The 21,847-nt window shown below is 58.5% G+C and carries 16 protein-coding genes; 11 read left to right on the forward strand and 5 right to left on the reverse strand.

Going from position 1 to position 21,847, the window contains the following annotated elements:
* Positions 1 to 39: 39 nt before the first annotated feature.
* Positions 40 to 612, reverse strand: a complete 573-nt coding sequence (locus WCO56_10795) for a hypothetical protein (protein MEI7730051.1) — start codon at positions 610 to 612, stop codon at positions 40 to 42.
* A 304-nt stretch (positions 613 to 916) separates the two neighbouring features.
* On the opposite strand from WCO56_10795, the gene WCO56_10800 reads away from it, so the two are divergent.
* A complete protein-coding gene (locus WCO56_10800) occupies positions 917 to 1,306 on the forward strand; it encodes a Dabb family protein (GenBank protein MEI7730052.1) in 390 nt (129 codons plus the stop codon).
* Positions 1,307 to 1,319: 13 nt separating this feature from the next.
* Here the strand turns inward: WCO56_10800 and coaE are convergent, their stop codons facing one another.
* Positions 1,320 to 1,910 carry a dephospho-CoA kinase gene (coaE, locus tag WCO56_10805; GenBank protein ID MEI7730053.1) on the reverse strand — a complete coding sequence of 197 codons (591 nt, stop codon included), beginning with the start codon at positions 1,908 to 1,910 and terminating at the stop codon, positions 1,320 to 1,322.
* A 47-nt stretch (positions 1,911 to 1,957) separates the two neighbouring features.
* Complete coding sequence (zwf, locus tag WCO56_10810) at positions 1,958 to 3,502, reverse strand: glucose-6-phosphate dehydrogenase (GenBank protein MEI7730054.1); 1,545 nt, start codon at positions 3,500 to 3,502, stop codon at positions 1,958 to 1,960.
* Positions 3,503 to 4,069: 567 nt separating this feature from the next.
* On the opposite strand from zwf, the gene WCO56_10815 reads away from it, so the two are divergent.
* From WCO56_10815 to WCO56_10850, 8 genes are all read left to right on the forward strand, one after another.
* Positions 4,070 to 6,784 (forward strand): DUF6259 domain-containing protein, encoded by a 2,715-nt coding sequence (locus WCO56_10815; GenBank protein MEI7730055.1) that lies wholly within the window; start codon positions 4,070 to 4,072, stop codon positions 6,782 to 6,784.
* An 87-nt stretch (positions 6,785 to 6,871) separates the two neighbouring features.
* A complete protein-coding gene (locus tag WCO56_10820) occupies positions 6,872 to 8,980 on the forward strand; it encodes an SUMF1/EgtB/PvdO family nonheme iron enzyme (protein MEI7730056.1) in 2,109 nt (702 codons plus the stop codon).
* Between the two features lie 13 nt (positions 8,981 to 8,993).
* Positions 8,994 to 11,312, forward strand: a complete 2,319-nt coding sequence (locus WCO56_10825; protein MEI7730057.1) for a serine hydrolase — start codon at positions 8,994 to 8,996, stop codon at positions 11,310 to 11,312.
* Between the two features lie 115 nt (positions 11,313 to 11,427).
* Positions 11,428 to 12,573 (forward strand): serine hydrolase domain-containing protein, encoded by a 1,146-nt coding sequence (locus WCO56_10830; protein MEI7730058.1) that lies wholly within the window; start codon positions 11,428 to 11,430, stop codon positions 12,571 to 12,573.
* A gap of 50 nt (positions 12,574 to 12,623) precedes the next feature.
* Positions 12,624 to 13,541, forward strand: coding sequence for a hypothetical protein (locus WCO56_10835; GenBank protein ID MEI7730059.1), 918 nt, complete (start codon positions 12,624 to 12,626; stop codon positions 13,539 to 13,541).
* A 758-nt stretch (positions 13,542 to 14,299) separates the two neighbouring features.
* Complete coding sequence (locus WCO56_10840; GenBank protein ID MEI7730060.1) at positions 14,300 to 14,650, forward strand: hypothetical protein; 351 nt, start codon at positions 14,300 to 14,302, stop codon at positions 14,648 to 14,650.
* 212 nt (positions 14,651 to 14,862) lie between these two features.
* Positions 14,863 to 16,143, forward strand: coding sequence for a fatty acid--CoA ligase family protein (locus WCO56_10845; protein MEI7730061.1), 1,281 nt, complete (start codon positions 14,863 to 14,865; stop codon positions 16,141 to 16,143).
* 75 nt (positions 16,144 to 16,218) lie between these two features.
* The gene (locus WCO56_10850; GenBank protein ID MEI7730062.1) at positions 16,219 to 16,641 is read left to right on the forward strand and encodes a GxxExxY protein; all 423 of its coding nucleotides are present in this window, start codon (positions 16,219 to 16,221) and stop codon (positions 16,639 to 16,641) included.
* A gap of 42 nt (positions 16,642 to 16,683) precedes the next feature.
* On the opposite strand, the gene WCO56_10855 is transcribed toward WCO56_10850, so the two are convergent.
* Both WCO56_10855 and WCO56_10860 read right to left on the reverse strand, forming a co-directional pair.
* Positions 16,684 to 18,531: a DUF885 family protein gene (locus WCO56_10855; GenBank protein MEI7730063.1), complete on the reverse strand. Its 1,848-nt coding sequence runs from the start codon at positions 18,529 to 18,531 to the stop codon at positions 16,684 to 16,686.
* Positions 18,532 to 18,549: 18 nt separating this feature from the next.
* Positions 18,550 to 19,212, reverse strand: coding sequence for a site-2 protease family protein (locus WCO56_10860; GenBank protein MEI7730064.1), 663 nt, complete (start codon positions 19,210 to 19,212; stop codon positions 18,550 to 18,552).
* An 86-nt stretch (positions 19,213 to 19,298) separates the two neighbouring features.
* Here WCO56_10860 and WCO56_10865 point away from each other — a divergent pair, with 86 nt between their 5' ends.
* Complete coding sequence (locus WCO56_10865) at positions 19,299 to 20,735, forward strand: Gfo/Idh/MocA family oxidoreductase (protein MEI7730065.1); 1,437 nt, start codon at positions 19,299 to 19,301, stop codon at positions 20,733 to 20,735.
* Between the two features lie 36 nt (positions 20,736 to 20,771).
* Complete coding sequence (locus tag WCO56_10870; protein ID MEI7730066.1) at positions 20,772 to 21,740, forward strand: sugar phosphate isomerase/epimerase; 969 nt, start codon at positions 20,772 to 20,774, stop codon at positions 21,738 to 21,740.
* Positions 21,741 to 21,847: the final 107 nt, after the last annotated feature.

The raw sequence follows: 21,847 nt of genomic DNA on the forward strand, positions 1-21,847 counted from the left end.
CGCGAAGCACGCGAAAGGCCGTAGGCGCCACGAATTCGGTCAACGACAATCGTCTTTTCCCAAGCGAGCCACCCTTCCCGATTTTTTGCCGCCGAGGAAATCGCTTTTAATTGCCAAAAGACGCTCCTTTTGTGCGGCCTCGAATTTGACTGCGGCTTCGTCACGTTCCAAAGTGAAGATATTATCTTTTTCCTTCTTTTCGATGGATTCGAGATTTTTGCGATATTTTGGGTCTTGGGCTAAAATGACGAACTTGGTTGAGAAGCCCTGTCGGTCAATCGCCAGATCATAAACTTTATCTGCCACCAAATCAGCCGTGACTACGGCGACGTTGCTCCCAATGGCGATAAAAGACTTCGTTCCAGGCTCACATGTGAGTTGGCACTCACTGTGTTGAGGCAGATCCATCAGAAATGTTCCGTCCTCGCCAAAAATAGCGTAACGCACGAGATCGCGAAAAGTACCGTGTATATTCACCAACACCTTTCCTTTGGGGGGAAGATCTATTCGGGCAACCTTCGTGATGCGAGTATCAGCGCCGTTGACGGGCAACAACAATAACGGAAGAATTCCGAGGTAAAGAAGGAGACGGACTGACGACTTTTTCATCATAACTGATCAACTGGTATGAAATTGAATTTGTGTCATAATCATTCTTGAGGCAGGATACGTTTTTCTATGCGCAGGACAAGAATATTTTCGTTTTTACACTCTGTGCGTTTGAACTCGCCCTTTTGGGAAAACTTCCATTAGCCTGACGCCGATGGGCTAAAACCGGAACTTCAAACTGAGCTTTTCCCCCCCCCCAACACCTTTAGGCCGATTGGCACTTTCATGCATACGCGCTGCCTACTTATTGTGGCTGCCGGATTCCGCTCGACTTGATGGGGCGGGCCGCGCTAGGGTGCCGCCCAGCATGAAAAAACTTATTCTGATGTTGGCCGCGGCCATGATGGCCGGGGCAATTGTTTGGTCGGTTTCCGCCCAGGCGAAAAAGGAAGGCACGCTGCGGCATGTGGTGTGCTTCAAATACAAAGCCACCGCCACGGAAGAGCAGATTCAGAAGGTGGAGAATGATTTTCGGGCGTTGAAGTCCAAAATCAGCGGCATCAAAACCTTTGAATGCGGCGTGAATGTCAGCCCGGAGAAGCTGAACAAGGGAATCACCCATGCGTTCCAGCTTTCGTTCGGCACCGAGGCCGACCGGGACGTGTATCTGAAGCATCCCGACCACCAAGCCTTCGCCAAGTCCCTCGGTCCGGTGTTGGACGATGTCTTCGTGATGGATTACTGGGCCAAGCCGTAAGGCGCAGACCCGCTCAAGCGGCAGCTCGGCGCAGCACGAGTTCGAGTTGCTGCGCCAGCACCGCGATCTCGCCCTCGGTCCAGAGCACGTAGTGCGCCCGGGCCATTTTGGTTTCCACAAGCTGTTGGGAGGCGAGGCGCCGGCGGATTTCCTCCGCCGACCAGCCGCGCGCCGCTAGGCGCGCCCATTGAGACACCGCCGAGCACGCCACACAAAGAACGGCGTCGCACTGTTTTTCCGCACCGGTCTCGAATAGCAAGGGAATCACCACCACGCCGACCGGATGCCCTGCTGACCGCCATTCGCCCACGCGGGCCTGCCAGGTTTCACGGATACGCGGATGCAGGATGGCTTCCAAGCGCTGGCGGGCGGACGCATCGGCGAATACCTTTTTGGCCATGGCATCGCGGCGCAATCGGCCTTCCGCGTCAAGGTACTCCGGCCCGAAGTCGCGCCGGATTTCTGCCAGCGCCGGTTGTCCCGGTTCGACCACTTCGCGGGCGATTTCATCGGTATCCGTCACCGGAATACCGTTTTCACGGAGCCATTGGGCGGCGGTGGATTTACCCATGCCGATGCCGCCAGTGAGACCAAGCAATTTCATGGTGCAATGATAACCGAACTGGGTGGCGGTGCAATGTTTGTGTCAGGTCAATGCCAGGCATGGCCGGTCTGGGCGAGCAGTTCTTGGGCGGCCACCGGTCCCCATGTGCCGGCGGGGTAGAATTCGCGGTCGGTCAAGGGTTGTCCCGCCCAAGCTTGGCGAATGGGATCAATAAAGCCCCACGCCAATTCCACCTCATCGCTACGGATGAACAGGGTGGCATCGCCGGCCATGGCTTCGAGCAGCAGGCGCTCGTAGGCCTCGGGGGTGTACGCGCCAAATTCCGTATCGTAACTGAAATGCATGCGCACCGGACGCAGTTGCAGGCTGGGGCCCGGCACTTTGCCATTGAACCGCAGGGTGATGCCTTCGTTCGGTTGCAGGCGGAGCGTAATGGCATTGGCGTCCAGCCGGGGACCGCATTGCGCGGCAAACAACACGTTGGGGGTGGGCCGGAATTGCACGCGCACCTCGCTGGTGCTAAGCGGCAGGCATTTGCCGTGGCGCAGGAAGAACGGCACGCCGGACCAGCGCCAGTTGTCAATAAACAGCTTCATGGCCACATAGGTTTCCACCGGGCTGTCCGGGCGCACCTTCGGCTCCTGACGATACCCCGGCATACTCTGCCCTTCCACACTTCCCGCCGTGTATTGCCCGCGCACGACCTGCCGGGCCACTTGCGCGTCCGAAATGGGCCGCAACGATTTCAGCAACTTCACTTTTTCATTGCGGATGGACTCGGCTTCGAGCGAGACCGGCGGCTCCATGGTCATCAACGCAAGCACCTGCAAAAGGTGGTTCTGGACCAAATCCCGCATGGCACCAGCCTCCTCGTAGTAGCCGCCACGATTGCCCACGCCGAGCTTTTCGCTGACGGTGATTTGCACGTGGTCCACCAACTGCCGGTTCCACAGCGGTTCAAAGATGGCGTTGGCAAAGCGGAACATAAGGATGTTCTGCACCGTCTCCTTGCCCAGATAATGATCAATGCGGAAAAGCTGGTGTTCCCCGGCAAAACGGGCGAGGTGCGTGTTCAACGCGCGTGCAGAAGCAAAATCATGCCCAAACGGTTTTTCCACCACCACGCGCTGCCAGCCCGGTCCATCCGTCCCCTTGTGGAGCAAGCCGGCAGCGGTCAGTTGCTCCACGGTGGCGGCCACCTGGCTTGGCGCGATGGCCAGATAGAAGAGCAGGTTCTGCCGCAAGGCGGGCTGGCCAAACGCGGTCAGTTGTTTCTCCAGGTTGAGGTACGCGTTTGGATCGGAAAAATCACCCGCGCAGTATTCCAGATTCTGGGCGAAGACAGCCCATGCATCCGAATCCACGTTTTTCGTGCGCGAAAATTGTTGCACCGCCGTTTTCATTTCGTCCCGCCAGGCGTCCGAAGTTTTTTCCCGGCGGGCAAAGCCGATGATGCGCATCGGGTCCGGCAATTGTTTGCCGATAAAGAGATGGTACAGCGCCGGGATCAATTTGCGGGCCGTGAGATCGCCGCTGGCGCCAAAGATAACCACGGTGCAGGGTGTCACAGTTTTGTGGCCGCTATCCAAACGGCACACGAGTAATTCATCCAGTTGTGAGAAGTCATTCACAATGACAATTTGACGCAAACCAGGCTAAAAGCAAACGTTGGTTGGTTCTTCCGTCCGCGGGCCAGGGCTGCATCAAGCTCGGTTTGGTTCAAGCCAAACCGCCAACGTAGGTGACGACGAACGAGTCTCAAACAGGACGGCGCGGGAAATTTTGGAGTGCGGTGGCAACTGCCGGGGGAAAAGGGGCGACGGGCGACACCGCTTTGGATTTGCTCCGTCCAGTTACGTGAGCGCGGGAGGCCACGGCGGCTTCCCAATGACGTCAGGCGGTATTCCGCCGCCCAGCGGGACGGGATAATCACAGGCTTGCTGGTGCGCCCATCCAAAGCGGCGTCGCGGCCCCCGTCACCCCACCTTGCCGCCGCACTCCAAAACCTGCGGCTCCCGCGCTTCCTTGGGCACGGGCCAAAGTGAGGGGGTACGGCACCACCGACCCTGCCCACCTCGTATTATTTGTAACGCACCAACGCGTTTGATGCAGCCCTGGCCGCGGGCCTGGTGGTTTAACAGTGGCTAAGATGCTGACGGCGAATCGAATAGGCGCGGCATGGCAGCGTCCAAACCCTTATGCAAAGCATCACACGTCGTAAAAATTTTCAATGCCGCCTGCCAAAGGCAGTCGGGGTAACCGCCTTTGGGGGTAGGTTGCACGCTGGGTTGCTGGCGGGTTGGTTGGCCACTTTGGCGGCGGGAGGCGCAGCCGAGCCGGGACGGCTGGAGTTGCGCAATGAACGTGTGACACTGGGGTTGGGCCAGGCGGAGCACGGTGCCATTGTTTCGCTTCAGGACGCCGGACATCAGGAATTCGTGGCCGCGCAGAAAAACCCGCGTTTGTTCACGCTGTCGTTCTCAAAAAAGGCCGCACCACCCGGCGAACAACTCACCCTGACCAGCGGTGACGCCAAAAGTTTCAAAGGAGAGATTCAGCGGGCCGGACAGGCACAGGTTGCCACCCTGGTTTATGAAGGCTTTGCGCAATGGCCGTTCCGGGTGGTGTGTACCGCCAGTGTCACCAACCACGATCCGCTGGTGTACTGGCGCATCGCGGTGCAGGTGCCTGAGGGGTTGGTGTTGGAATCGGTGCGTTTCCCATTTGTCGTGTTGCGCGCGCCGCTGGGGCAGAGCGGAGAGGACGATGCGGCGGTGGTCGGTTCCACCAAGGGCGGCGTGATCCGACGGCCAGGCGGGATGAAGGTTGGTTCCCTGGTGAGCATCGCGCAACCGGGAAACATGGCGGCGCAATTTGGCTGTTATTATGATGAGCGCGCCGGTTTTTATACCGCCGCACTCGATGGCCGGGGACATCCCAAGCACCTCACGTTGGGTCGCGTGAATGAAGGAATAGAAATTAGCTGGATCCAGGCCGGTTTTGCCACCGGCACCGTGGCGCGGGAATACGATGTGGTGATGACCACGTTTACCGGCAATCAGGGTGCCCCAGCGGATTGGCGCGATGCCGCCGATCTCTACAAAGAATGGGCGTTGAAACAGCCGTGGTGCGCCACGCCCTACGCCCAACGCCAGGACATCCCGGCTTGGATGAAGGCCGGCCCCGCCATCGTGCGCTTTGGGCGCGAGTGGCTCGCCGAGCCGGACCGCATTGAACGCTGGCTGAGCAATTATTGGCAGAAGCAATTTCCCCAAGCTCCGTTGATCATGGCGTACTGGGGCTGGGAGAAGATTGGGACTTGGGTGACGCCGGATTATTTCCCCGTATTCCCCTCCGATGAGCAGTTCACCAAGCTGGTGGAGCGATCCCGCGCATTCGGCGCGCATGCGTTTCCCTGGCCCTCGGGCTATCACTGGACGCTGACGTATCGCAAAAACGCCGATGGCGGTTTTGAATGGGATGACCGGAAGCGGTTCGACACGGTGGCCCGGACCCACGCAGTGCAGACCCGTGACGGCAAATTATACCTGCGAACGCCAAGCTGGCTGGACGGCGGAGATACCGCGTGCCTGTGCGGCGGCGATCCGTGGACCCTCCGTTGGTGGAACGAGGACATTTGCGTGCCGCTGGCCAAGCGCGGGTGTGAGATGATCCAAATAGATCAAGTGGTCGGTGGCAAGTTTCCGGCGTGCTACGATTCTACGCATCCGCATCCGCCGGGGCCGGGGGTGTGGCAGACCGAGGCGTTTGACCGGCAGTTGCAGACGATGCTGGCGACCATGCGGAAAACCCAGCCGGAGGCGGTGGTTTGTTTTGAGGAACCGAATGAGTGGTTCAACCATCGGGCCGGCATTCAGGATTACCGCGATTGTGAAAGCCCGCATGAGTGGGCGTCGGTGTTCAATTATCTGTACCACGAGTTTCTCCCCACGTTTCAAAGCAACCCGCGCGGAAACGATCTGATGATGTCAGCCTATTGCCTGGTCAACGGCCAGATGCCGCACCTGGTGCCATCCGGGCGAGACCTCAGCGAGACGGTGTTGGTCAACGGTGGGTTTGAACCACGTGCGAGCGGACGCAATCCGCTGGCGGGCTGGGATCAGGTTCATGCCTACCAAGGCCGCAATTGGACTGGCCGGGCGTTTAGCGACTCCAAGGAAAAGCACGGTGGCAGCGCTAGCCTGCGGCTGGAAAATACCAATGCCAGTGACATAGTGCAGGTCTCGCAAAACGTGTCAGCCAGTACAGACGGTTTCGCCGTGGGCAAGAAATATCGCCTGAGTGCCTGGCTGAAAACGGATCAGATGGCCGCTCCCAATGCCATTGGTTTCGGGCTTTTCGCCACCGGGATGAAATCGCTGGGCAAAGGGGGACAACTCCGGTTTCCGGCAGCAGGCACGGGTTGGACCCGCGTGGCGGCTGAATTCACAGTGCCCGCCGAGACCACCACCATGCGCATCATGATTAACCTCAGCGGCCTGGCGAAAGCCTGGGTGGATGATATGGCGTTGGAGGAACTCTCGCCGGATGGCACTGTCACACCTGCAACATACTCGACCGCGAGCCCGGAAACGAAGTTCATGCAACGCTGGGTGACGCTCTACCACGGGGAAGGCCGACCCTGGCTGCAATTCGGGCGCATGTTGCATCCGCCTAAATTGACGTGTGACACGACGTCATACAAGGCGCGGACCAAACAATCCGGCGGCAAGATCGCCTATAATGAGCGCACCACTGCCGCCGTGTTACACAATGCGTTCCACGCGCCGGACGGCACTGAAGCCGTGGTGCTGGCGAATGCAACGCTTGACCCGCAACACGTCACCTTGGAATGGAAAGGCAAGTCCATGCCAGTGGACGTGCCACCAGCAGGCGCAATGTTGCTCAAGTAATTCCTGAGCAAGCCCCTTGTTCAAAATAGTCCAATGGACATTTTGGAAAGACATAAACGGGTGCGTTGCTATACTCAACCAAGAAACATGAATATTAACTGGGTGCGTAGCGAGTTTGGGTTATGGCTGTTGCCCCCACAGCTAGCCCTTTTTTGCACCATTTTGGCCCTGGCGTTTCCGGGTGCCTCGCAGACCGCCGAGCCGAAAGAGTTCACCAACTCGCTCGGCATGAAGTTGGTGCGCATCGAGCCGGGTAGGTTTATCATGGGGCAGAACGGTCCGTCGGCAGATTACCACATGAATAAGCATCCCGCCGAGTTCGATCACGCCGACTGGGATGAGAAGCCCGCGCACAAGGTCACCATCACCCAGCCGTTCCACTTCGGCGCGACGGAAGTCACGCTCGGGCAATACCGCCAGTTCAAACCGAAGCATCGTGCCCGTAGCGGGGATGACGAGGCGGCTACCGGTGTGAGTTGGTTTGAAGCGGTCGCGTTTTGCGAATGGCTCTCGAAGCGGGAAGGCAAAACCTATCGCCTGCCAACCGAGGCGGAATGGGAGTATGCGTGCCGTGCCGGCACGACCACATTGTTCAACACGGGCGACACCTTGCCCGCCGGTTATCAACATTGGTTCGGCGAGCTGAGCCGGCGCACCCTCTACTTTACCAACGGAACGATGCCACCGGAGTATCAGGTCATCACCAGCCCGGTCTCGCTGCGGGTCGCGCAGAATCCGTCGAATGCGTGGGGCCTGTTCGACATGCACGGCAACGTCGCTGAATGGTGCGCCGATTGGTACGGGCCTTATGAGGCGGATGCGCAAACCGACCCGCTTGGCCGCAGTGACGGCGATTTTCGCGTATTCCGCGGCGGCTGGCATTCGAGCTTCACGCGGCTGATTCGTTCTGCCAATCGCGGCGCTTGGATTCCGGAATCGGTCAGTGATGTCATTGGGTTCCGCGTGGTGCTGGGGGAATTGCCCAAGGGCAGTCGGTTGCCTCCACCACCGCCGCCGTTGAATGCGCAAAACGTGAGCCAGGGTCTCGCAAAACTCCAACTGCCGTCCGCCGACATCCCATTTTTCTCCGGCCCGAACCCGTTTGTGAAAATCCCGGCGAACTCATCCGGTCCGCTGTTCTCGTGGCATAACCACAGCCCTGCGATTACCGAATGCCCGAACGGCGATCTGTTGGCGGCGTGGTTTTCGTGCGTGGATGAAGGTGGCAGTGAGTTGTGCAATGTGGCCTCCCGCCTGCGCCAAGGTAGCACTGAGTGGGAACCAGCTTCGCCCTTCTGGGACGGCGCGGACGTAAACGATCACGCGCCGAAACTCTGGTGGGATGGTGACCACACGCTCTATCACTTTGCGCGCGGCTTCGCGGAAAACATCCTGAGGACTTCCACGAACAACGGTGCAACGTGGTCCAAGGCACGCACTCTTTTTCCGCACGGCGAGTTCGGCAACCAACTGCTCCGTACGCGCGAAGGGTATCTTCTGATCACCCACGACTCGCGCACCACAGGTCTCGTCAGCAGCCGGGATGGCGGCCAGACATGGAACGCGATTGAGATGCTGAAGCGCGACACCGCCGCCGAAATACGGCCCGGCGGCACCGGGCATCGCCCACCCGGCATCCACGCGCCAATTGTGCAACTCGCGGATGGCAGCATTATGGCGATCAGCCGGCAGGATCCCAAGGAGGACCAGGCGCGTTTCCACGGCAAGACGCCTATCAGCATCACCCGCGACTGGGGAAAAACGTGGACCTTCGCCGAATCCGAGTTTCCCGCCATCAGCAGCGCGCAACGCGCGGTGCTCTTTCGCTTGCACGAAGGCCCGCTGTTGCTCTGCTCCTATACCGATCAGGGCCTCAACTGGAAACAGCGCCAGGGGCTGCAATTCAAAGCCGCCGACGGCAGCGAGTTCACTGGTTACGGTCTCTTCGCCGCCGTATCCTTTGACGACGGCAAAACATGGCCTGCCCGCCGTCTGATTACTCCCGGCGGTCCCAAACGCACTGAACCGACGATTGATCGAGGCGCGTTCATCGTGAGCGACACGATGGCGGAACCCACCGGGTACCTCGCGGTAACCCAAACGCGCGATGGCCGCGTCCAACTTCTTAGCAGCAAAAACCATTACGTCTTTAATCTCGCATGGCTCAAAACCTTGCCACCCGCTCCCAAGAAATAATCAACCCGCTCGAATGAAAACTCAAACCAACCGTTCCTGGTCCACGCTTAATTTGTTGTTGCTCGCGGCAACCATTGCCGCATGGCCGCCGATGCAGGCGGCAGAATCGCCGAAACTTGCGCCCGTCCTGCAACCGTTCGTGGAGGACCGCACGCTGGCGGGGGCGGTGATCCTCGTCGCCGATACGAATAAAATCCTCGCCCTCGAAGCGGTCGGTTGGATGGACATCGCGGCGAAAAAACCGATGCGCCCGGACTGCGTGTTCTGGATCGCCTCGCAATCGAAGCCAATCACGGCAACCGCGCTGATGATCCTGGTGGATGAAGGCAAGGTGAACGTAGATGATCCGGTCGAAAAATATTTGCCGGAGTTCAAGGGGCAACAGGTGAATCTCAGCACGAACGCGGCGCAGCCGGAACTCAAAGCGCCGCGCCATCCGATCCTCGTGCGCGAAATACTCAGTCACACAAGCGGCCTGCCGTTCAAGTCGGACATGGAAGAGCCGACGCTTGATTTGAAGCCCCTTGCCGAGCGGGTGCAGAGCTACGCCAAGATGGCGCTGCTATTTGAGCCGGGCACGAAGTCGAAGTATTCGAATGCCGGCATCAACACCGCTGGGCGCATCGTCGAAGTCGTCAGCGGGATGAGCTTTGAACGGTTTCTCGACGAGCGGATCTTCAAACCGCTCGGCATGAAAGACACCACGTTCTGGCCGAATGCCAGCCAGCTCACGCGGCTGGCGAAAGCGTATAAGCCGAATGCCAAAAAGGACGACCTCGAAGAATGCCCGATCGGCCAACTCAAGTATCCGCTCGATGACCGTGAGCGGCAGCCCATGCCAGCCGGCGGTTTGTTTTCCACCGCGAATGACGTCGCAATCTTCTACCGGATGATCGCGAACCATGGCATTTTCAATGGCCGCCGTATCCTCTCCGAAAAAGCCGTTGCACAGATGACTTCCGATCAATCCGGGGAAGCCAAGTCCGCGTACGGTTTCGGTTTCGGCACCAATGGCCGAATCGTCACCCATGGCGGCGCTTACAACACCAATTCGCGCTATGATCGCGAACACCAACTCATCACGATTTTCCTGGTGCAACACGCCGGTTGGGCCAGGGACGGAAAGAAGATTTTGCCTGCGTTCCAAAAAGCCGGAACGGACGCTTTCGGCTCCACACCTCCCGCGCCGACGGCAAACGCCGCGGCGGATGCGCACCTGGTCGTCGGCATTCCCGGTGAAGCGGAGGCGAAATCCAAAGTCGCGGTGCCAACCGTGTCGCCAGCCTCGAAAGAAAACGTTACCCTCTTCAACGAACCGGGCCGTTACGGCGGCTGGCCGGCCAATCACGGCCTCTGGCAGTGGGGCAATGAACTGGTGGCGGGCTTCGAGGTCGCATGGTACAAGCATCCGACCAACGATCACGCCGTGGACCGCAGCAAGCCCTTCGAGTGCTGGCAGGCGCGCAGTCTCGATGGCGGCAAGACTTGGAAAAACGAAAGTGACCTGCCGTTCCGCGAAATCGGTCATGAGAAGAAACCCGACCTGTTGAAGGAGCCGCTGGATTTTACCGCGCCGAATTTTGCGCTCATGTTCCGCTTCGGCGGTCTGCATGCGGGGCCGTCCTGGTTTTATGTTTCAAATGATCGCTGCAAGAACTGGCGCGGGCCATTCTCATTTGCCGTCGAAGGTATGGATAAGATTTGTACCCGCACCGATCTCATCGTACTTGGTCAACGCGATTGCCTGATGTTCGGCAGCGCAGCGAAGCTGAGCGACGACAAGGAAGGCCGCGTATTCTGTGCGCGCACCACGGATGGCGGGTTGACGTGGAAGCTCGTCTCGCTCATTGGCCCCGAACCGGCAACCGGTTATGCCATCATGCCCTCCACGGTGCGACTGGCGAGCGGTGCGCTGGTGACGACCATCCGCCATGGCGGGGGCCAGAAACACAGCATCGCTGCCTGGCGTAGCGATGATCTCGGCCAGCATTGGGCTTCGCTCGGCGACGCCACGCCCGACATCGGCAGCAATCCACCGGCGCTCGTGCAGTTGAAGGATGGTCGTTTGTGTCTGACGTATGGTTATCGCCGCCGGCCATTCGGCGCGCGCGCACGGATCAGCAGCGATGAAGGCCGCTCTTGGGGACCGGAAATCATTTTGCGCGATGACGGGCTTACCGGTGACCTGGGCTACCCGCGCAGTCTGGTTCGCCCGGATGGCAAGGTCTTCACCATCTATTATTTCAACGGCCCGCGTGATGAAGACCGCCCGATTCAGGGAACTTTCTGGACGCCGCCCGCAGCAACAGCAACCGCTCGACAAACCCAATGACCTCATTTACAACCGCTCCATATATGCATAACCAACTTGGCAACGCTGTCTTCATCGCCATCAGCCCTTCAAGCTGCTGCCGTGGAGTGCCGGAGGTTGAGGACCAATGGCAGCCATGATCAAGATTCGTTCCATTACGTTGTTGTGCGCGGCGCTGATCGTTTGGGCGGGCGTCGCCGAACCGCCAAAGCCGGGCTCCGCACTTCAGTCGTTCGTGGACCACCACGAACTCGCTGGCGCGGTCACTCTCGTAGCCACCGCTGACAAGGTACTCGACGTCCAAGCGGTTGGTTGGGCCGACCTCGCTGCGAATCAACCCATGCGCCCCGATTGCCTGTTTTGGATCGCCTCGCAGTCGAAGCCGATCGCGGTAACAGCGTTGATGATGCTTGTGGACGAGGGAAAGGTGAGCCTGGATGATCCGGTCGAGAAGTATCTGCCGGAATTCAAAGACCAGTGGCTTGCGGCGGAGCACGACAATCAGCATGTGTTGTTGAAGAAACCGCAACATCCCATTGTCGTCAGCAACCTGCTTAACCACACCAGCGGGATGCTTTACAAGACGTCAATCGAGCAACCGACGCTCGACCTGTTGCCGCTCAACGCGCGCATGCACGCCTACGTGATGTCGCCGCTCCAATTTGAGCCTGGCACGAAACATCTCTATGCGAACGCCGGCATCAACACCGCCGCCCGTATTGTCGAACTCGTCAGCGGCCTGCCGTATGAACGATTCCTCGCCGAACGCGTTTTCACCCCGCTCGGTATGAAAGACACAACGTTCCACCCCAACGCCGACCAACTCAAGCGCCTCGCCAAAGCCTATAAGCCGAACGCTGCCGGCACCGCGCTCGAAGAAGCGCCGATTCCCCAGCTCCGTTATCCGTTGGATGACCACACACGCTGCATCCAACCCGCCGGCGGTCTGTTCTCCACGGCCAGCGACCTGTTGAACTTCTACCGTATGATTCTCAATGGCGGTGTCTTTGCCGGTCAGCGAATCCTCTCCGAGCAGGCGGTTCGGCAGATGACCTCGAAGCAGACGGGCAACTTACCGCAGTCGTATGGTTTCGGGTTCGACACCCAGGGTGGGCGAATTGGTCATGGCGGCACTTTCGGCACCGTATCATCCATTGATCGCGAGCATCGGCTCATCACGATATTCCTGGTCCAATACGCCGGGCCGTCGTCCAATCTTAACAAGTTTGTCCCCGTTTTTCGCAAAGCCGTTGCGGAGAGCTTCCCTGCCTCCTCCCCGTAGTTGTTGATCCTATTGCATTCAAACCACACCCACATCAAACAAACAAGACCATGAGACATCATCGCTTCACCACCCTGCTAACCTGTGTCGCACTGACTGCGGGAACGACGGTGTTCGGGGCCGCGCCCAAGCCGGTCCCGACCCACGCGGACGTTGCCTATGGCCCGAGTCCGCGCCAGTTGATGGATATCCATGTGCCGACGAATGGGAGCGGCCCGTTTCCGGTTTTGATCTGGTACGGCGGCATCTGGAAGCCGAGCAAGCATGTGCCGGACCTCAGTCGCTTCCTGCCGAAACAAATCGCCGTGATTGGCGTGCAGTTGCGCACGCTGACCGACGGCGTGGATGAAAAAGCGAACCCGCCGGTTTGCTATGTGATGAACGACGCCTGCCGCGCCGTGCAGTTCGTGCGCCTGAATGCGGCGCAGTGGAAGCTGGACCCGCGCAAGATCGCGGTGGGCGGTGGCTCGCAGGGAACACTGCCCGCGCTGTATGTCGGTTGCGCCGGGAACCGTGCCGATCCCAAATCGGACGACCCCGTCGGCCGTGTCTCCACCAAGGTCACTGGCGTGGCGGCTTATCGCAGCCAGCCGAGCATTGACCCGAAGCGCATGCAGGAATGGGTGCCCGGCGTGAAGTGGGGAGCGCCGGCGCTGGGTTGCAGCTTTGAAGAATCCGAGAAGCGGCGCGATGAACTGCTGCCGCTCATTGAGAAATGGTCGCCCGAGGCGCTGTTGCACCAAGGCGCGGCCCCGATCTATTTTGAAAACAACTGGGGTTTGACGCAGCCGGAGAAGGTCACCGAGATGGATTACAAGGTTCACTCGCCCGCCTGGGCGCTTGGTTTCCAAAAGCTCGCCGAAAAAGCCGGTGCGGTCTGCCTCGTGAAGTATCCCGACCACCCCACCGAGGGATACCAAGATATCTGGGATTTCCTGGTGCAAAAGTTGCAAGCGCCTGCGCCTTGAAATCGGGCGAGCCGCTTCGGTTGCGGGTCTTTCTCGACCGTTCGTTGCTGAAAGCTTGGGCCCTCAACCCAGTCAACAATTGGTGAAAATACGGTTGTTTTGATGCCCACCTGCTGGGGTATTACCGCCAATGGTAATGGCTCCTTTCGTCCTTTTGGTCCTTGCTGTCTTTGCTGTCCTCCATCAGTCCTATTAGCCCCATTCCTCCCATCCACCCTATCTTCTGGCCTTATCCCGTCCATCAGTCCCATGCGTCCTATCCGTCCCGTTTTTCGTCTTCATTTTTATGCCAGCTAATTTTTTTGCCATGTCCGATTCCCTATTTTTCTGCAAAATCAGTTTCATTCCGCATTTGTTTCTTTGCTTAATCATTCCGCACTTCGAAATCCGCACTCCGAAATCGAGTATTCCGCATCCCCATTTGAATTATTTCCCCCTGGGAGGGAATCGCTTTTTCCATTCCTGTGTCACGCTCTCGCCCGTGGGTCATCACGGACCGCGCGTTTGCGGTCCGCCAGACACCGTGTGTCGCGACCCACCTGACTGAAAAATAGAACGACATAATATTATGAAAACTCAAATTCCGATGCAGGATCGTTTAAAATTCCAGCTCCTGACTCCAAACTCCCATCTTCTTCGACACGATTTTTTACCTGCCATTTTTATGCCATGCTCTTCGCTCCCCATTCGCGTCTATTCGCGTAATTCGCGGGCATCCCTGTCTCTCTGAAATTTGAAATCTGAAATCTGAAATTCCTATGTGGCCGCACAAATTCATCTCCCGCATCATCCGCCCCAAGATCATCAAGCCGGTCATCATCCGCGCCATCATTCGTGTTTCCCAGCGCCGGATCGGTCCGCGCCCCAAACCATCCCTCATCACCCAATACTTTCGCACGGCCCAACGATTCATGAACCTGGATCGGATGCTGTTTTCCAACAGCTTCGCCTGCTGCCAGAACTCGCTGCGCCAGCTTTTGGCGACCTTCCCGCAACCAAACTGCACCACCCCCCTGCAAAATGGACCAGCGGCGCTTGACTCGAAAACCTCACAACCGTCTGTTTTACACCAACTTATAAAAATGACATCCGTCGAAACCATTTCCTGAAAATTTCATTTTTGGTACAGAAACGGTCCAGTTTTGGTCCAGTTTTTATCCCCGTCGCACCAGTCATCATTGGACGTGGCCCCCCCAAGCGTTAGGCGGAGCCGTTTTTATCCCCCAACCTCGCCGGCTGGCGGATCGAGATTCAGCGTTTATGAACAATACTAAGGCTTGCCAATTCGCGCCAAATTGGAACACTGCCAGACGATTAACACATGAGCCTGCTTTATGAGCGCTGGCGCCAGGTGGCGAAGGAACGACGCAAGGAATTGGCGTTGCGGGATCTGGCCACCGGAGACGCCTGGACTTTCGAACAACTCGCCACCGCGGTGGAATCTTCCGCGCGCGGCAAGCCGGGTTTGATCTGCCCGCATGGGCATTCGGCGCAATTTATCCTGGCAGTATTGCGCGGCTGGCGGGATCAGTCGGTGGTATGCCCGTTGGAGCCCGGCCAAAAGCCGCCGGCGGTGCCGTTGCCGCCACCGGGCATCGCACATCTCAAACTTACCTCGGCCACCACCGGCCAGTCCCGGGTCGTGGCCTTCACGGGGGCCCAGCTTGCGGCGGATGCGGAGCACATCCTGCCCACCATGGGCCTGCGCCCCGAGTGGCCCAACCTGGCGGTGATTTCCATGGCTCACTCGTATGGATTCTCCAACCTGGTGTTGCCGCTGACCTTGTTCGGTATTCCGCTCCTCGTCGCGCCCTCGCCATTGCCAGAAGCCATGCGCCGGGCCGCGCAGCTTTTCCCGGCCATCACCCTGCCCGCCGTGCCCGCGCTTTGGCGCGCCTGGCATGAGGCGGCGGCCATCCCGAATACCGTTCGCCTGGCCATTTCTGCCAGCGCGCCGCTGCCGATCACTCTGGAGCGGGCCGTGTTTGAAGCCACCGGGCTGAAAATTCACAACTTTTACGGTTCCTCCGAATGCGGCGGCATTGCCTATGATTCCACGCCCACGCCGCGCCTGGACGATGCCTGCGTGGGCCAGCCCATGCGGCACGTGCGGCTCTCGGTGAATGATGAGGGTTGCATGCTGGTTCAGAGCCGGGCGGTGGCGGAAACGTATTGGCCGGAAGCCAGCCCGGCGCTGGGCCAAGGCCGGTTTCAGACCAGTGACCTGGCAGAAATGACCAGCGGGCAGGTCTTTTTGCGCGGGCGGTTAAGCGATCAGATCCATGTGGCCGGACGCAAGGTTTCCCCGGAACACGTGGAACACGCGCTGCGCCTGCACCCCGGGGTGCGCGACTGCCTGGTGTTTGGGGTTCCCAGCCCGGACGCCGACCGCACGGAAAGCATCGTGGCTTGTGTCGCCGGCAAACACTCGCTTTCCGCAGAAAGCTTGAAACATTTTCTCCTGGACCGCCTGCCCGCCTGGCAGGTGCCGCGCGAGTGGTGGTTGGTGGATTCGCTGGAAGCCAACGCCCGGGGAAAATTGCCGCGCGCGGAATGGCGCCGCAAATTCCTCGAACGGCAGAAAACGGATTTTGCCCGCTAATCACGCCAATGAACGCGAATGGAAAAACGTGGAAATTTGTTAGCGAGATAGGTAATTCCCGAGTTGAAATTATTTATGAACGATCTGATTTATAAAGACGAAGCATACAAGATAATCGGGGCTTGTTTCGAGGTATATAATGACAAAGGGTGCGGGTTTCTGGAAGCAGTCTATCAGGAATGTCTTGAAATCGAATTGAGCATGAAAGGCATTCCTTTTGTATCCAAGCCACAGGTTGCTCTGACCTACAAAGGGCATCCGCTAAAATGCACCTACCAACCCGATCTGATTTGCTACGGTAAAATTGTGGTGGAACTCAAAGCAGTGTCCACCTTGGTTGATGAACATCGCGCACAAGTGATCAATTATCTTAACGCCACCGGATACGAACTGGGGCTATTGGTCAATTTCGCGCACTACCCAAAGCTCGAATACGAACGATTGGCAAATACCCGAAAAAAATTCATTCCAGCAAATCTTGCAACCAAGCACGAATGAAATAATTTAAAAAATTCGCGTGATTCGCGGGTAAAATCCGGCTCACTGCGCGAAGCGCCAGTCCGGGGCCGCGCCGGGTTTCACCGGCAACTCCAGCATCACTCGGCGAATCAGGTCCACGGGGATGGCTCCCTGACGCAACACCGCATCGTGAAATTCCCGTTCGCTCATTTTCTTTTTGCCGACCGTTTCTTTGTGCAGCGTGTATAATTGCAATCCCCCAAGCATATAGGCCGCCTGATACAGGGGTGAGTAATCGTCACTGATATACCGGCGGACCTCGCTGGTCGCCCCCAGCTTCTCATGCCCCACGCGGGCCATCAGGAAATCCACCATTTGCGGCGGGGTCATCTCGCCGAGGTGAAATTTCAAACTGACAATAATGCGGGCGCAACGGTGCATCCGCCAAAACAACATGCCAACGCGCTCCTCGGGCGTGCGCGCATATCCCAGATCCCATAAGCGCAACTCCCAATACAGCGCCCACCCTTCCACGAGGAAAGGAGTGGCAAACAGACTGCGTTGCTGCTGGTAACGGGAGCCGACAAAGTTTTGCAGGTGATGGCCGGGGACCAGCTCATGCGGGATCACCAAGTGCATGAACGGGCGGTTGTTGCCGCGCATGGACATCACCTTGTCCTCATGTTTCATGTCCTCGCGCGCATACGCCACGAGCACGCTTTGCCCGCCATAGGCGGCGTAGGGCATGGTCTTTTGCTGCTCGCTGTTCAGCATCGTCAACCGCCAGGTTTCCTCGCACAACGGCGGCACCGTAACCAAATCATGCTCCCGCACAAACTGGACGGCGGCACGCCCCTCAGTGGCCACCACTTCCTCCTGTTTCCCCGGCGGCACATGTTGCGATTTCACACCCGCCAGTGCCGCTTTCCAATCCGCCACGCCCATGTCGGCGGCGGCCTTCCGCATCTGTTCTTCGCACCATGCGAATTCACGCTCGCCGATGGCAATCAACTCGCGCGGGGTGTAGGGTAGAAATTCAGTGGTGATCTCGGTTTGCAGCGCGGCGGCGCCAAATGGCTCGCCCACCAGCGGATCTTCCGGCTTGCCTTTGAGGCCGGCCAGCTCTTCGCGCAGACACTTCGCGTATTCCTCCAACGCCTTGGCCGTTTCCTCTTGGGGTTTCTTCAGCCACCAACTGAATTCAGGCTGAACACCATCATACGCGTTGAACCAATTCTTCAGGGTCTGCCGGACTTCATCCGTGGCACTGGCGGCGCGCCGGGCTAACGTGGCGGAAATCTTCAACGACGGCGCGTTCGTACCGGCGGTCTTGGACGGTTCCTCTTTGGTTTCGGTCGTTTCCTTCTTGTCGTCCCCGGTCGCCTTGTCCTTGGGTTTATCTTTCCGGCCCGCATCCAGCCGCTCGCGCAGTTTCTTTATCTGTTCAGGGACGCCGGCCAACTCGGTGGCGGCGGCTTGAGCATCCAACGGGGTCATGTGCCAGCGGGCCAGTTCCAGCTTCTGGATGGCCTCGCGAAACGGCAACAGGTCACGCATATCCTGCAACCGCTGGCGGTCGCGTTCCAGGCGAGCTTGGGAGCGCTGGAGCAAGTTGAGCAAAAGTGCCTGGTCCACCTGCCCCTGGACGTTAAGCTTTTTGAAACCGGCGATCTTCACCCGCGCCTGCCATTCCTGGCCCAAGCGCTCCAGACGATCAAATCGGGCCTCCGACCAGGGGAGGCTATAGAATTGGCCAACACTGTTGCGATCACTCTCGAACTGCTGAACCTCCGCCTCATAATCGCTGTTCGCCAGCGCGGCTGGTGGTGGCGTGGCCACCATGGAATTGCGGCCGAGCGCCAGGCATACGCCAACCACCAAACCGCCACCAACTTTTAAACTGCGCCTTGTAATCAATGAAAATGACATAGCTCAATCCTTGGTAAATCAAATCCAGCGGCTGCCATACAAATGCGACATAACCGCGATGGAAAACTTGGTGGCATGGGCCAGCGCCAGAAAGACCACCGGAAACAGGTTGATGAGGACAATGATGATGACGAAGCCCCACTGACTGAAGCGCATATAGGCCTCCTCGGTCATGCCGATCAAATACCGTAACACCCGCGACCCATCCAACGGCGGAATTGGCAGCAGGTTGAAGAAGCAAAGGAACATGCTCAGTGCGGCCAGGCTGATGCAATAATCAACCGTCGGCTCGCTCCCGGCGAACGCCCCGGCGCGCGCAATGGCCATGACGGCCACCGCCAGAGCCACATTCATCGCCGGCCCGGCCATGGAAACCAGGATGTCATCCACCGTACGTCGGCGCAGGTTGGCCAGGTTCACCGGCACCGGTCGGCCCCAGCCAATAATGAAACTGCCCAGCCCCGAGCCCGAGGCGGACAACCCAATCGCCAGCAATGGCAGCAGCACCGTCCCGAATATCTCAATGTGGGAAAGCGGGTTTAACGTGACCCGCCCTTGCAGATATGCGGTGTCATCGCCGCAACGCCACGCCGTATAGGCATGGCCGAACTCGTGAAACGTCACGATCACCACCATGCCAATCCACATCAATATCCCGTCATAAATCGCCTTTTCATCCATAAGCAGGTGGAAGGTAGCCCGGATAGTCCACTCTGCTCAATAATTAACTTGCCCGTTTGGATTAAACTGGTGAAATAACCACCACAATGAAAAAGCAAATTTCCACTTCGCAGGGCAGGTTGCCTGCTGGCAACTTGTTTTCCCGCCGTAACTTCTTGCAGACCACCGTGGCGGCGACCGCCTTTACCGTGGTGCCGCGCCATCTGCTGGGCGGTCCCGGACAAGTGGCCCCCAGCAACAAGATCACACTGGCCGGCATTGGCCTGGGGGGACAAGGAATGCAAGACCTGTCGGCGTTCCTGGAGTTCCCGGAAATCCAGGTCGCAGCGGTGTGCGATGTGAACCGCGAGAGTGGCGGTTACCTGTCATGGAACTGGGGTCAGGGCAAGGAACAAAAACCATGCGGTGCCGAACCGGCCCGGCGCATGGCCGAGGAGCATTACGGCAAAAATAAACCCTCCGGCCAGTATCGTGGCGTCAAAACCTACAGCGATTATCGCGAATTGCTGGAGAAAGAGGATGTGGATGCCGTCTTGGTTGCCACGCCGGATCATACACACGCGGTGATTACACTGGCCGCCCTCAAACGCGGTAAACATATTTATTGCGAAAAACCGCTCACCTACACCGTGGACGAGGCGCGGCGAGTCACTGAAGCCGCGCGCCAGGCCAAAGTCGCCACCCAATTGGGTAACCAGGGCCAGGCCGAAGAGCGCGCCCGGATCGTCCGCGAAATCATTGCCGACGGAGCCATCGGCGCGGTGCATGAAGTGCAGGTGTGGACCCCTGCCCGGTTCTGGACCTGGCCGGATTGGGAAGGCCGCCCGAAGGACACGCCGCCGGTCCCCGATGGCCTGCATTGGGACCTCTGGCTTGGGCCCGCACCGTATCGCCCTTATCATCCCTGTTATCACCCCTGGACCTGGCGCAACTGGCTGGATTTCGGCACCGGCCTGCTCGGCGACTTGGGATGCCATAAACTCTCCACGGTCTTCAAGGCGCTCAAGCTGGGGCATCCCACCAGCATCGAGGGCTGCTGCACCAAACAGAGCAATGAGACGTATCCGCTGGGTGAAATCGTTCGCTTTGAATTCCCCGCCCGGGGCGACATGCCACCCGTCACTCTCAGTTGGTACGATGGCGGCTTAAAGCCGCAACGCCCACCAGAACTGGAACCGGACGACCGCCAGGATGACATCGTCTATATCGGCGACAAAGGCAAACTCATGGGGCAACGGCTGATCCCGGATTCCCGCATGGACAGCTACCGCAAGCCGCCCAAGACCCTGCCACGCTCCCCCGGTCATTACCACGAATGGGTAACCGCCTGCCGGGGTGGCGAACGCGCCGGCTCGGACTTTGTGGATCACTCGGGCCTGCTGACCCAGGTTTGCCTGCTGGGCAACATCGCCGTGCGCCTGCAAAAAAAGCTGATCTGGGATGGCGCCAAATTCGAGTTCCCGAATGACAAGGCAGCCAACAAACTATTGCAACGCGAATATCGTGCCGGTTGGAACCTTTAAACCCAGACACCGAACCCTGAAAAACAAGCTTTGTAAATGAAAACGAACCTATCCCGTCGGCAACTGTTCCTCGGTGCGGCTCAAACCACCGCTTTATGCGGCTTGGGCTTGCCCGCCCTTAAACTGGACGCGGCGACTGAAGCCGCACCTGCCAAATTGAAGGTGGGCATCGCCACCCTGGGCTTCAACAACTACACCAACGCCGCATTGGCCAAGGAACTGTCTGCCTCGGGGTTCAAGCTCATCCAGTTGTTCCTGGTGCAGACCGATAGTAACTTCTGGAAATACAACCAGCGCTCCGATGTCTCCAGCCTGACGCCCGCGCGTTGCAAGGAAATCGCTGACGTGTACCGCGATGCAGGTATCACGATCCACAGTCTTGGCGTCTATGCCAATCTCATCCATCCCGACCCCGCCGAGCGCAAGGCCAACCTCGACTACTTCGCCGCCATGATGGATGTCGGCGGCCACATGGGCGTGAACACCTTCATCAGCGAAGCCGGTCATTTCCGCGATCCCAAGGAGCCCGAACCGCGTATCGCGCATCACTTCCAGGATGAAGTCTGGACCTACATGCTGGAGACTGGAAAGCAACTAGCCGCACTGGCGGAAAAACGCGACGCCAAGATATTACTGGAAGGTTTCTATCGCGGTTTCCTGGCCAGCGCCAAACGTCTGCGCCTCTTTTTGGAGGAAATCCATTCACCCCACCTTCGCGCCCTGCTCGATCCTGCCAATCTCATTGAAGTGAACGACCTTGATGAAATGTTTCAGCAACTGGCCCCGCACATTGATTGTCTCCACGCCAAGGACCGCAAGTACCATGTCGAACGCGGGGTACCGGCTGGACAAGGCTCATTGGACTACGAAAAACTGGTACGCCTCGCCGCCACCCACACCCCACACGCCCCCCTGGTGCTCGAATACGTCGGCCCCAAAGATTACCAAGCCGCCCTCGCCCACCTGCGCGCCGCGATGCAGAAGGTTGGGGTTCAGGCAGAATAGGCCTATTACCTAAGCGGTTGATGGAATCTAGATTGGTATATAAAATGCTTGTTATTTAGTGCTTATCCGTAAATAGATATTGTCTGTCGCCAGCAGATTATGGCTGC

The organism is Verrucomicrobiota bacterium (assembly GCA_037139415.1).
GTDB lineage: Bacteria > Verrucomicrobiota > Verrucomicrobiia > Limisphaerales > Fontisphaeraceae > JBAXGN01.